Raw genomic sequence first — 12,293 nt, 5'->3', positions numbered from 1 at the left:
ATCTTCCCTCCGTCAGAATGAATCCGCAAATATCGTCATCGCAGGAAGCTTGCCTTCGATGTGGGATCTGATATCACGCTCGTACGCGACTACATCCTCTTTTGTGTCATTCGTTTCCTTGGGAAGGCAGTGCTAACCTGTTCGTCTCATCGAGAGGCGGAAGACATCGAGTGAGCACGAAGAACGAAACGCAGGAATATCTTTCGCGATCACAGGGACTGGCCTTCGCTCTTGGCTTTCTTGTGATCCACGCGGTTTCCCTGGCCCTGTTCCCCGCGCAACGCACGGTCATCTCTCATGTCTTCTCTATCGTCGTTGTCGCAATTGCACTCATCTTCTGCATTGCACGCACACGCAGCGCGACGCCAGACACTCGACTCTACTGGCAACTCTTCAGCGCTGCCATCTTTCTGTGGGAATGCGGCTCCGCGCGCGCAGCGTGGGAAGAAGTCGTTCTGCATTCCGATATTTCACAGGCATCGTATGCGGATCTCCCATACTTTCTATATGGAGTTCCCATTGTCTTGGCCATCTCGCTACCGGAACGGAAGGAACGCGTACCACTCTTCGTCTGGCTCGACACGGTTCAGATCTCAGTAGCGGCGACGCTCACTTACCTTCTCATCTTCACTACATTCCCTTTTTGGGGTAAGCCAGTACATCCCATCTCGGACTCTGTTCTTGCATTCGCCTACGCAACAGAAAATGTAGTGCTGGCATTAGCGGCAGCACTTCGCCTTATCTCCATCTCGAAAGAAGACATGCGTGACTTCTTCCGCACGCTCAACATCTTCCTTTGGACGTATGGTTTTTTCGCCATCCTCTATAACCAGCTCGACCTGATCCTACAGGGCGTTATGGATTACGTTGCTCTTCTCAGCGACGTGCCATTTCTCGTTCTTATTCTTGTCCTCACGGTCCAACAGCCAGCAGCAAAAGCGCGCGCTTCGGATGACCAACAACCTTTAGGACAGTTCATTCGCCATGCCAGCCCCGTGTTCTTCACACTGATCCTGATAGCACTTGGCCTGGCAGTCATCCGCACGCATTTCTACATCGGCTCTGGCGCTATCGTTCTTGCAGCCCTTATCTATGGCACCCGCGTCACTGTCCTGCAGCTTCGCTATATGCATTCGCAACGAAACCTGCAGGAAGCCCGAGATCAGCTCGAAACGCTCTCACTTACGGACGCACTTACAGGTCTTGCCAACCGACGCAGCCTCGACCTTTCACTCGATCACGAATGGCGCAAAAACAATGAGGCACACACTTCGTTCAGTCTGCTCATGATCGACATCGACCACTTCAAGTTGCTGAACGATCATTACGGGCACGCCCACGGAGACGAGTGCCTGCGCCTCATCTCTGCCTCGCTTCAAAGATCGTTGCGGCAAGCTACCGATATTGCTGCGCGTCTCGGCGGTGAAGAGTTCACCGTCCTTCTGCCCGAAACCAATGCAGAAAGCGCATGGCAAACAGCGGAACGAATCCGCACCAATGTCGAAGCGTTGAAACTCCCTCACACGCAGACCGAACTCGGTTACATCACCATCAGCATCGGCGTAGCCACACATGAAGGTCAGCACATCGGCGCGCCCTCTGATCTGCTGCGTGCCGCGGACAACGCCCTCTATCGCGCAAAGCACGCAGGCCGCAACCGCATCGAACAATAACGCTGCGTAAGAAACCGTTTCGATACCGAAAACCTCAGCTTCTGCGCGCCCGCTAACCGAAGCAGATTTCGCACGTGCGTGCGATTAACGCACACGCATACTTTGCCTGTCGTCCCGTAAGGAGGACAATGATGACCGGCGCGTCAAACGTCTATCGCAGACGCTCCGGAGGCCCTTGGATGGCATCAATTCCCAGCAACACTCCCCCAACAACAAATCGACACCTCATTAAGTGGGTGGAAAAAACGGCGGACCTCTGCCAGCCCGACCGCATTCATTGGCTCGACGGCTCCGATGCGGAGAACGAACAACTCTGCAACGAACTCGTCGAAGCCGGAACCTTCACGCGCCTCGATCCCGTGAAGTGGCCCGGATGCTTTTACGCACGTTCCTCGCCGAACGACGTGGCCCGCGTGGAAGATCGCACCTTCATTTGCTCGCTCTCAAAAGACGCCGCTGGCCCCACCAACAACTGGGAAGATCCCTTCGTCATGCGCCGCAAGTTGAAGGCACTCTTCAAAGGCAGCATGAAGGGCCGCACCATGTACGTCATGCCCTTCAGCATGGGCCCCGTCGGCTCGCCGATGAGCCAGATCGGCGTGCAACTTACGGACTCCGCATATGCCGTCGTGAACATGCGCATCATGGCCCGCATCGGCCTGCCCGTCTACGCGGAAATCGACAAGGACTACAAGCGCGTCGTCCCCTGCGTCCACTCTGTAGGCGCACCACTCGCACCCGGCCAACAAGATGTCCCCTGGCCGCAGAACGACACGAAGTACATCGTCCACTATCCCGAAACACGCGAGATCTGGAGCTACGGCTCTGGCTACGGCGGCAACGCTCTACTGGGCAAGAAGTGCTTCGCTCTCCGTATCGCCTCGGCCATCGGTCGCGATGAAGGATGGATGGCAGAGCACATGCTCATCGTCGGCGTGGAATCGCCCGCGGATGAAAACGGCAAAACGGAAAAGACCTACGTCGCCGCAGCCTTTCCTTCTGCCTGCGGCAAAACCAACTTCGCCATGCTCATCCCCCCTGCAGGATTCGAAGGCTGGAAAGTATGGACAGTAGGCGACGACATCGCATGGATCAAGCCCGACGCCACTGGCCAGCTACGCGCCATGAATCCTGAGACAGGTTTCTTCGGCGTCGCCCCCGGCACCAGTGACAAGACCAATCACAACGCCATGGCGACGTTGCGCAAGAACAGCATCTTCACCAATGTTGCGCTCGTGACAAAGAACGGTGTACCCAACGGCGACATCTGGTGGGAAGGCATGACGGACAAGCCGCCCGCTGAAGCGCTCGACTGGCGTGGCGAACCGTGGACTCCGGCATCAAAGACACCCGCAGCACATCCCAACGGCCGCTTCACCGCGCCTGCTTCACAGTGCCCCACCATCGATCCCGATTGGGAAAACCCGCAAGGCGTACCGCTCAACGCCATCATCTTCGGCGGCCGTCGCGCCACCACCATGCCTCTCGTCTACCAGGCATTCAACTGGTCCAGCGGTGTCTACGTCGGCGCAACCATGGGCAGCGAACAAACTGCAGCAGCCGGTGGCGCAGTAGGAATTGTCCGCCGCGACCCCATGGCTATGTTGCCCTTCTGCGGCTATCACATGGGCGACTACTTCCGTCATTGGCTCAAGATGCAGCGCGAACTCACCAGCACACCACGCATCTTCCATGTGAACTGGTTCCGCAAAGATGAGAACGGCAAATTCCTGTGGCCCGGCTACGGCGAAAACATGCGCGTGCTCAAGTGGATCGTCGATCGCGTGCGAGGTCGTGTGCGCGGACAGGAAACACCCATCGGCTGGATTCCCAAGTATCACGACATCAACTGGAACGGCCTCGACTTCCCCGAAGACAAATTCAACGATTTGGAGACGGTCGACCGCGCCACATGGAAACGCGAAGTCATGGGCCACGAGGAAGTCTTCCTTCTACTCCACGATCATCTGCCACCAGAGATGATCTACGAGCGCGAGCTCCTCATCTGCAGGCTATAGTGATTCACAAAGAAAGAACGCGGCACTCGCCGCGCTCTTTCTTTTATATCCAGTGCATCAACAGCACTCCGCATATCGCAGCCACCATCGCCACCGGCATGGCAATCGCACCAGCCTTCAAAAAATCCCATGCGCTGACATGCATGTCTTCCTTGCGAATCGCCAGCAACCACAGGATCGTAGCCAGCGATCCCGTCACAGAAAGATTCGGCCCCAGGTCCACACCAATCAACACCGCGTGCGATAGCACACCCTGCACCTGCGCCGTCTGCACAGTGGCTCCCGCAATCAAACCCAGCGGCAAATTGTTAACGATGTTATTTCCAACACCCACAACAAAACTCACCACAAATGCGCCTGCAACCACGGGCAGGTGCATAGCCCATCGCATCGCTGCAACCGCATAGCCCAGCGCCCCAATCGCTTCCACCGCGCGCACCATCACAAACAACGCAGCCACCAGCAGCAGCGTCGTCCAACTAATCTCCTTCAGCATCGGCAGCGGACTCTTCTTCGCAATCACCGACACCGCGATCACCACAACACATGCCGCAGCACACGTCGGCAAACCAAGCTGCCATCCCAATCCCGAAGCCACCAGCAACACCACAATCACCAGCAGCAACCCAGCCAGCACCACCTTCGCATTCCACTCCAACGACGTCGCTTCCGGCTCGCACTCAATGCCATCGCGCAACTCCTCGCGAAAGTACCAACGCAGCACAAAGTAAGTCGCCGCAATCGACAACACCGAAGGCAAACCAAACGAAGCCAGCCACTGTCCCAATGGCGGCATGTGCGCGCCAAACACCACCAGGTTCGCAGGATTCGAAATCGGCAACACAAACGAAGCCGCATTCGCAATCATGGCGCATGCAAACAGATAAGGCAGTGGCGGCACCTTCGCCTTCTTCACCGCGGCCAACACCGCGGGCGTCAGCACCACGGCAGTCGCATCGTTACTCATGCAGATGGTGACAACCGTTCCCACCGCATACATCAACGCAAACAAACGCGACCGCTTCCCATGCGCGCCCAGCACAGCATGCGTCGAAAGCCACTCAAACACGCCATTCTCTTTCGCCAGCTCGCTCAGCAGCATCATGCCGATCAGAAACAGATACACATCGCTGCCTTCCGCAACAGCTTTGCCCGCTGTCCTCAGCGGCACCAGCCGCAGCACCACCAGCAGCAGCGCACCGGGCCCCACCCACCAAACCTCCGGCAGGTTCTTAGGCCGCACCAGCATCAGCAAAATGCTCGCCGCAACAATCGCAATCAACAGCACATGGGATAACTCAACCGGCATCTGTCACACTCTGACGTATTTCATCTCTCCACGGTTGCGAAATCGCACAGCTATACTGGCCACCCGGAGCAAATCATGAGCGAAGCCGCCATCACGCACATTGACACCATAACCGACGCGCCCCTTCTCGCCGACGGTGTCATCGCCTACGAAAACCTTCCCGCCGTGGGCGCAGCGCCCGGCACCGCGGCATACGTGCATTACAACGGCCCCACCGGCCACCTCAGCACGCTCTGCACCGGCATGTGCGTACTCGACCCGGGAGCCACACCGCATCCGCCACACCGTCATCCCGAAGAAGAAACCATGATCGTCGCTACCGGCACCGGCATCATCGAAGTCGATGGTGTTACGACACAAGTCGGTCCCGGGGCCATCATGTACTGCGCCGCCAACACGCTCCACGGCATCACCAACACCGGCAGCACGCCCATGACGTTTTACTTCTCAAAATGGCTGGCAAAGGGCGTTGAGGCGCAAAGCGTCTAACAGAATGATGAAGCGCCAACAGCACCATCGCGTCCTCCTCTGCCTTGCCCTGCTGCTTCTCTCCACAGGTTGCAAGAAGAAAGAGGTCAGCGCGCGCCCCATCGGCGCAGAGGTCCACATCCAGCCGCTGCTCGGCCTGCCGCCTGTTCCCATTCCAAAAGACAATCCGCCCACCGCCGACACCATCGCCCTTGGCCGCCGCCTCTTCTACGACAAGCGCGTCAGCGTCGATAACACACTCTCCTGCGCCAGTTGCCATGATCCGCGCGACTACTTTACCGACGGCAAGAACGTCAGCACCGGCGTACGCGGCGCACTCGGCACACGCAACGCGCCCACCATCCTCAACGCAGCCTACCTGCCGTTTCAATTCTGGGATGGCCGCGCCATCACGCTGGAAGAGCAAGCCGCCTTCCCCATCGCAAACCCTGTCGAGATGAGCCAGCCCCACGCCGCCGATGTCAGCAAACTCGGCGACGACCCCGAATACCGCGCTCTCTTCAAGAAAGCCTTCGGCACGGAAGACGTAAACATCGCACGCGTCGAAGCAGCATTGGCTTCGTTTGAACGCACCGCCCTTACCGGCAACTCGCCCTTCGACCAATACCAGTTCGGCGGCAACAAGAACGCGCTCACACCCGCACAACTCCGCGGCTACGGCGTCTTCCTCAATCCCAACGGCGGCAACTGCGCCTCGTGCCACACCATCGCACCCCAGGGAGCACTCTTCACCGACGGCAAGTTCCACAACATCGGCGAAGGTGTAAACGACGACGGCGACTTCAGCGACATTGGCCGCTTTCACGAGACCAAAGTCGCCACCGACAAAGGCGCATTCAAAACGCCCACGCTACGCAACGTCGCAAAGACCGCACCCTACATGCACAACGGCCGCTTGAAGACGCTGAAAGAAGTCATCGATTTCTACGCCGGCCAGGGCAACAGCAATCAATACCTCGACCCTGAGATGAAGAAGATTCACATGACCGGCCAGGACCGCACCGACCTCCTCGAATTTCTCAACGCCCTAACCGGCGACGTGACACCAAACCTTGGCCCACCATCCAACAGCAAGTAAAACGAAAAGCGTCTGAACCAACGAGGGACTAAACGCAATGAACCGCAAGCTCTGCACCGCCGCGCTCCTCCTGCTCGCCGTCACCGGCTGTAAACAATCGCAAAGTACCGCCGATACTTCTGCCGCAACAAAACCAGCCGAACCCACATATTTCAAAGTGGACACCGCCACGGCAGGCACCGTCACCGGCACCATCAAGTACGAAGGCCCCAAAGCCAAGCCCAAAGTCATCGACATGAGCAGCGACCCAGCCTGCGCCAAGGCCCACAAGGGCGGCAAGGTATTGGACGAATCGCTGCTCGTCGACAAGAGCGGTGACCTCGCCAACGCCTTCGTCTACATCTCCAAGGGCCTCGAAGGCAAAGCCTTCGCCACGCCCACTGATTCCATCAAGATCGACCAATCCGGTTGCTGGTTCAAACCCCGTGTGCTCGGTCTGCAAACCGGCCAGACGCTGGACATCATCAACTCCGATCCCGTCACGCACAACATCCATCCCATGCCGCACGACAACCGCGAGTGGAATCACTCGCAGGGCCCCGGCGACCCGCCCATGCACCGTAAATTCACAAAGGCGGAAGTCATGATCCCCGTGAAGTGCAACATCCACGACTGGATGCACGCCTTCATCGGCGTGGTCGATCACCCATACTTCGCAGTCACCGGCGACGACGGCACCTTCAAACTCCCGAACCTGCCGCCGGGCACCTATACCGTCACCGCATGGCACGAAAACATGGATCCCATAGAGACTTCGGTCACCATCGCGCCCAGCGGCAAGGCGGAAGCGAACCTCACTTTTCACGCAAAGTAGCGCCTCGCTCTTGCCCCACACCCCGCCAAGCGTCTACAGTTGGCGGGGTCAACGCATTATCAATAACCGCTGGAGTTCAAAAGCCATGAGCAACATCACACGCAGAGTCTTCCTCGGACGCGCGGGCAGCCTCGCCGCCGTCACCGCCATGGCCGCCGCCATGCCCCGCTTTGCTTCGGCCACACCGCTCGGCCTGCCCATCGGCATCCAGCTTTACGTGGTGAACGCCGACCTCGGCAAGGACGCGGAAGCCACTATCAAGCAGCTTGCCGCCATCGGCTACAAGGAAGTCGAAACCGCAGGCTTCGGCTCCGCAAAGACCGCCGCAGCCCTCCGCAAAATCTTCGATGACAACGGCATCAAGTGTCCCAGCGCGCATCTGCAGTTCGACATGAACAACCTGAACAAGGCATTCGACGACGCGCACACGCTCGGCTGCACGTACGCCACGTCTTCGGTGCCAAAGCAGATCCTCGCATCCGCATCCATGCCCGACATGAGCAGCATGTCGCAGGACGAGCGCCGCGCCGCCATGGCCAAGACCATGCGTGGCATGCTCGCTCCCATGACGCCGGATGAATTCAAGGCACTCGCCGAAGCCATGAACAAGGTAGGCGCCGCTGCCAAGGCCAGTGGTCTGCGCTTCGCCGCACACAACCACACCATGGAATTCGCAGACGACAACGGCAAGCCCGGCTACGACTATCTGATCTCGAACACCGATAAGAACACGGTCTTCTTCGAGATTGACTGCGGATGGATCACCGTCGCGGGCCACAAGCCATCTGAGTACATCAACCGCTATCCGGGCCGCATTCGCATGCTGCACATCAAGGACTTCCTTGCCATCGAACCCGGCGCCGCAACCGGCCCCAACGCACCCAAGGGCGCGGAGATCGGCACAGGCGTCGTCAACTACAAGGAAATCTTCGCCAGCGTTAAGGGCAAGGGCATCGAGCACATCTTCGTCGAACAGGAAGGCCCCTACAGCCGCATGCCCGCAATGCAGGCCGCAGAAGCCGACTACAAGTACCTCAAGTCCCTCTCCTAATCAGAAGACCAACACAATGCAGAAGGCCAGCCGCAAAGGCTGGCCTTCTGTATTTGATTAGGAAAACGAACTAACTCTCCGGCAGCTCGAACGTATCGCCCGTATCGGTAACCCACTGCTTCAACCGCGCCAGCAACCGCTTCCGATCCGCCTTATAACCGTCGTTGAACGCCACATTCACCTGCTCATACGGATCATCGATCAGGTTGAACATCATCCACGACTGCCGCGGCAAACACACATACTTCCATCCATCCGTCGTCACAATTCCGCGATAAGGCGTGTTGACGCTATCAGGATGTCCCGTCGGAATCACGTTCTGCAAATACATTGAATCCGGATTCTTTGGCCTTGGGCGCGACTGCAAACGATGCCCCGAAAGATCATTGCCCTCCATCCAATCCGGAATGCCAACATTGCACAGGCCAAGCGTCGTCGGCGCAATATCAATCGCACTGAACAACACATTTGGTTTGCCCGTCTCATGGCCATCATAAAAACCTTCGCTGCCACTGACGATCATCGGGATGCGAACCGACTCTTCATAAGGATTCGTCTTCAGAAACTGCCCATGCGATCCATGCGTATCGCCATGATCCGCAAAGATCATGATGTGAGTATCGTCCAGCAGGTTCAGCGAAGTCAGCGTCTCAATGATGCGACCAATGTTCCAGTCCCAGTTCTCAATCTGCGCATAATATCCAGCCAGGTCCTGACGTGACTTCTCACCAATCGTCTCGCGCCCACCCAACACACGCGGCCCCTTGCCGGGCATCGTCTCATCCGCAGGAACATTCGGTCGCAGCTTGATCTGCTCCGCGTTGTACCGCGACATAAACTGCGGCGGCGCAATGTACGGGTTATGCGAAGGCTCCACAGACAGCACACCAAAAAACGGCTGTCCTTTCCCTGCTTTCTGTTCCGCAACGCGCTCACGAATGTACTTGATGAGAAGGTCCGTCAACGAGTCAGACTCATACCCCGGCAACCGATACTGAAACGCGTCCTTGCCTTCGCCACCATGCACCCACGTATCCCAAGGGCTGTTGTTGTTCTCATACCCTATCCACGTCTTAAAACCACCACGCCGCTCCGGCGGAACAACATACATGGTGGCGCGGCCTTCCGATTCGTGAAAGCCACCCAGATGCCACTTACCGAAATACCCCGTGTGATAACCAGCGTGATTGAACAGGTTCGCGACTGTCTTCTGCCCGGCAGGCAACGGATACTCATGCCCCGGGACCATATGGTGCGGATAACGACTCGTCAGCATCGTGCCACGAAACGGGCAGCACAAGGGAAACCCGGAACGCGCCTGCTGAAAATTAATACCGCTGCGACTCAAGCGATCGATGTTCGGAGTATGAGCATTCGGATCGCCATTAACCCCCAACGCCTGCGCACGCATCTGGTCCGCCACCAGCCACAGGATGTTGCTCTTCTTTGTGGGCTGCTTCCCCTGCGCTTCACCTCGTGTACCAACAAGCGACGAAGCCACCATCGCCTGCGAAGACTTCAACAGAAACTCACGACGATCCAACGATCACACTCCTGTGCAGTGCTTCCCTTGTCTTATTCCGCGTTATGGCTCAGTGGGAAGCAGAGAGAAAATGTTGTGCCCCGATAAGGCGCTTCCGTACGGCTTCTCATGCGGAGAGTGCCACGGTGCTTCTCCATAATCTGGCTTGTCACCCACAGCCCGAGCCCGTTTCCCAACTCCTGCTTCGTCGTGAAAAACGGATCGAAGATATTCTTACGTTTCTCGTGCTCAATGCCGCATCCCGAATCAGAAAAGCTGACGCGCGCCATCGGTCCACGATCGCTGCCGTGCCGAACAGCACGAACCGTGATGGTCCCTCCAACGTCAATCGCATCCAGGCTATTCGCCATCAGGTTTGAGAAGACCTGGCGCAACTCGCCCGCGACGGCACGCACCGTTACGTCTTCCTTCCAACGCCGATCAATGTGTGCCTGCTTGCTTGTAATCTTTGCCTGAAGCAAATCAATCGTGGCTTCCAGCAGTTCTGGCAACGAAACCTCTGACGGTTGGCTCGATTCACGATAAAAACCCAGGGATTGCCGCGTGATGTGGGCCACACGTTTCAGTTCCGCTTCCGCAAGAATCAGGTAATCCTTCGCCTCTACAGGAAGACCATCCGTCGTCCTCGCCAGATAGAGGAGATTGGTTGTAGCCTCCAGCGGATTGTTAATCTCGTGCGCAATGGACGCAGCTAATCGCCCCAACGTGCTCAGCTTGTCGTTTCTTACCAGAGCTGCTTCTGCGCGCTTTCGATCTGTAATGTCAATCGCATACTCCACGATCGTTCCATCACCCAGATCACGTCCTGCAAACAGCATCCACCGGCGCGAACCGTCCTTGCGGAAGTACTCCTTCTCATAGGGTCCAATGCGGCCAGTCTTAACAAAGCCCCGCATCTGCTCTTCACTGCTCGCCACCCACTCCGGCGGCGTAAGCTTGCGCCACGTCATCGCTCTCGATGCAACATCGTCCCGCGTGTAGTCCACCATGCGCAGAAACACATCGTTGGCTTCAATGATGGTGCCTTCGCCGTCGAAGAAGATCATTCCCACGGCATCCGTTTCCATGATCCGCTTCAGGCGGGTATCTGCGTCCGCCCTCGCCTTCTCCGCATCCGTCAACTGACGACGCCGCACTTGCTGGCCAAGGATGATCGACGCAAAATCCGAGATGCTCTTCAGGAACTGATAGTCCTCAAAATCAAATGCATCCTCTGCAGAGTGCGAAACAGCCCATAGTGTGCCTTTCAGAAACTCGTTCGACCAGGGAATCAAAACACCATCAGTAATCGGATCGGCGCTCACCCCCAGAAAGTCATAGTAAGGCTGGGTCACCCGGTAAAGCTGTGGTCGGCCTGTGTCCAGGCAGGTGCCACAAGGGCTATAGTTCCTTGGCGTGCGTCCGTGCAGATAACGCTCGAAACTACCCGCAACGGCAACCCATTCGAATGTTCCTTCGTCCGGCCTCTCCAGCGAGATCCCGGCACTATCCGCACCGCAAAGGTTCACCACGGCGTCCACTAATTCCTGAAGGACGGATTCCCGATCACCGCCCAGGATTTCAGCAAAGTGCCGAAATGCGATGCTCCCTCGATCTGGATCGCGCAGTTGCCGTGGACGGTCTCGAAATGCCTGGTCTTCCAGCAGATCGCGCAAATCCATACCAGTATCAGATTCTGGGACGCCTGAACTCATGCACAGAAGTTTACGTCAGCGTTCTGACAAAGAGCACTCCAGCAGTTTTCCAAACGCTGTCACCGCAACCCTGCCCCCTTAGCCACGCCGCATAACAACAGGAGCAACGCTATCCTTGAAACAGAGGCAGTCGCTTGAAGCAATCCGTACATAAACTCGAAATCACAACGCGCGGCCAGGGGCTCTATGAGTTCACATCGGAAGTGGAAACATGGCTCCGAGCGCAGCAGATCCACACCGGCCTGCTCACCGTCTTCTGCCGGCACACCTCAGCTTCGCTGCTGATCCAGGAGAACGCAGACCCCAGCGTGCGCCGCGACCTCAAGTCCTACTTCAGCCGTATCGCCCCTGAAAACGGCCCATACGAACACACTGACGAAGGTCCGGACGATATGCCCGCGCATCTGAAAACCGCGTTAACCCAGGTGCAACTCTCCATTCCGATCGCCAACGGCAGTCTCGTCTTAGGCACCTGGCAGGGCATCTACCTCTTCGAGCACCGCACGCATCCGCACCGCAGACAGATCGTTCTGCATGTTATCGGCGAATAATTTCATCAACACAAAATGAAGAGGCCAGCCAAAATCGGCTGGCCTTTCTTAGTACCGCACCCGAAAAAAGGAA

At 57.4% G+C, this 12,293-nt stretch carries 10 protein-coding genes; 7 read left to right on the top strand and 3 right to left on the bottom strand.

Annotated features, from left to right (window positions below; genetic code table 11):
* The first annotated feature begins 170 nt into the window (after nucleotides 1-170).
* Together BLT38_RS02560 and BLT38_RS02555 are read left to right on the top strand one after the other, a co-directional pair.
* The gene (locus BLT38_RS02560) at nucleotides 171-1,673 is read left to right on the top strand and encodes a GGDEF domain-containing protein (protein ID WP_083343767.1); all 1,503 of its coding nucleotides are present in this window, start codon (nucleotides 171-173) and stop codon (nucleotides 1,671-1,673) included.
* A gap of 179 nt (nucleotides 1,674-1,852) precedes the next feature.
* Nucleotides 1,853-3,691: a phosphoenolpyruvate carboxykinase (GTP) gene (locus tag BLT38_RS02555; protein ID WP_083346882.1), complete on the top strand. Its 1,839-nt coding sequence runs from the start codon at nucleotides 1,853-1,855 to the stop codon at nucleotides 3,689-3,691.
* Nucleotides 3,692-3,734: 43 nt separating this feature from the next.
* Here BLT38_RS02555 and BLT38_RS02550 read toward each other — a convergent pair whose 3' ends face one another.
* Nucleotides 3,735-5,000, bottom strand: a complete 1,266-nt coding sequence (locus tag BLT38_RS02550; protein WP_083343766.1) for an SLC13 family permease — start codon at nucleotides 4,998-5,000, stop codon at nucleotides 3,735-3,737.
* 75 nt (nucleotides 5,001-5,075) lie between these two features.
* Between BLT38_RS02550 and BLT38_RS02545 the strand changes: the two genes are divergently transcribed.
* From BLT38_RS02545 to BLT38_RS02530, 4 genes are all read left to right on the top strand, one after another.
* Complete coding sequence (locus BLT38_RS02545) at nucleotides 5,076-5,489, top strand: cupin domain-containing protein (RefSeq protein ID WP_083343765.1); 414 nt, start codon at nucleotides 5,076-5,078, stop codon at nucleotides 5,487-5,489.
* 4 nt (nucleotides 5,490-5,493) lie between these two features.
* Complete coding sequence (locus tag BLT38_RS02540) at nucleotides 5,494-6,567, top strand: cytochrome-c peroxidase (RefSeq protein ID WP_231966699.1); 1,074 nt, start codon at nucleotides 5,494-5,496, stop codon at nucleotides 6,565-6,567.
* A gap of 37 nt (nucleotides 6,568-6,604) precedes the next feature.
* Nucleotides 6,605-7,381, top strand: coding sequence for a carboxypeptidase regulatory-like domain-containing protein (locus BLT38_RS02535; RefSeq protein WP_083343764.1), 777 nt, complete (start codon nucleotides 6,605-6,607; stop codon nucleotides 7,379-7,381).
* An 85-nt stretch (nucleotides 7,382-7,466) separates the two neighbouring features.
* A complete protein-coding gene (locus tag BLT38_RS02530) occupies nucleotides 7,467-8,432 on the top strand; it encodes a sugar phosphate isomerase/epimerase family protein (protein WP_083343763.1) in 966 nt (321 codons plus the stop codon).
* A gap of 70 nt (nucleotides 8,433-8,502) precedes the next feature.
* On the opposite strand, the gene BLT38_RS02525 is transcribed toward BLT38_RS02530, so the two are convergent.
* Both BLT38_RS02525 and BLT38_RS02520 read right to left on the bottom strand, forming a co-directional pair.
* Entirely contained in the window at nucleotides 8,503-9,975 is a 1,473-nt protein-coding gene (locus BLT38_RS02525) for a sulfatase (RefSeq protein ID WP_083343762.1), read from the bottom strand.
* 32 nt (nucleotides 9,976-10,007) lie between these two features.
* Complete coding sequence (locus tag BLT38_RS02520) at nucleotides 10,008-11,636, bottom strand: ATP-binding protein (RefSeq protein ID WP_172838116.1); 1,629 nt, start codon at nucleotides 11,634-11,636, stop codon at nucleotides 10,008-10,010.
* A 167-nt stretch (nucleotides 11,637-11,803) separates the two neighbouring features.
* On the opposite strand from BLT38_RS02520, the gene BLT38_RS02515 reads away from it, so the two are divergent.
* Nucleotides 11,804-12,220, top strand: a complete 417-nt coding sequence (locus BLT38_RS02515) for a secondary thiamine-phosphate synthase enzyme YjbQ (protein ID WP_083343760.1) — start codon at nucleotides 11,804-11,806, stop codon at nucleotides 12,218-12,220.
* The last annotated feature ends 73 nt before the right edge of the window (nucleotides 12,221-12,293 follow it).

It is taken from the genome of Terriglobus roseus, assembly GCF_900102185.1.
Classification (GTDB): Bacteria; Acidobacteriota; Terriglobia; order Terriglobales; family Acidobacteriaceae; genus Terriglobus; species Terriglobus roseus_A.
The sequence above is the reverse complement of the archived record's forward strand: the minus strand, read 5'-3'. Positions and strand labels throughout refer to the sequence as shown.

Bases quoted from the DNA above. Each gene is read 5' to 3' on its own strand.
- BLT38_RS02545 (WP_083343765.1), top strand. From the start codon at position 5,076: ATGAGCGAAGCCGCCATCACGCACATTGACACCATAACCGACGCGCCC.
- BLT38_RS02520 (WP_172838116.1), bottom strand. From the start codon at position 11,636: ATGGATTTGCGCGATCTGCTGGAAGACCAGGCATTTCGAGACCGTCCA.
- BLT38_RS02540 (WP_231966699.1), top strand. From the start codon at position 5,494: ATGATGAAGCGCCAACAGCACCATCGCGTCCTCCTCTGCCTTGCCCTG.
- BLT38_RS02555 (WP_083346882.1), top strand. From the start codon at position 1,853: ATGGCATCAATTCCCAGCAACACTCCCCCAACAACAAATCGACACCTC.
- BLT38_RS02530 (WP_083343763.1), top strand. From the start codon at position 7,467: ATGAGCAACATCACACGCAGAGTCTTCCTCGGACGCGCGGGCAGCCTC.
- BLT38_RS02550 (WP_083343766.1), bottom strand. From the start codon at position 5,000: ATGCCGGTTGAGTTATCCCATGTGCTGTTGATTGCGATTGTTGCGGCG.
- BLT38_RS02535 (WP_083343764.1), top strand. From the start codon at position 6,605: ATGAACCGCAAGCTCTGCACCGCCGCGCTCCTCCTGCTCGCCGTCACC.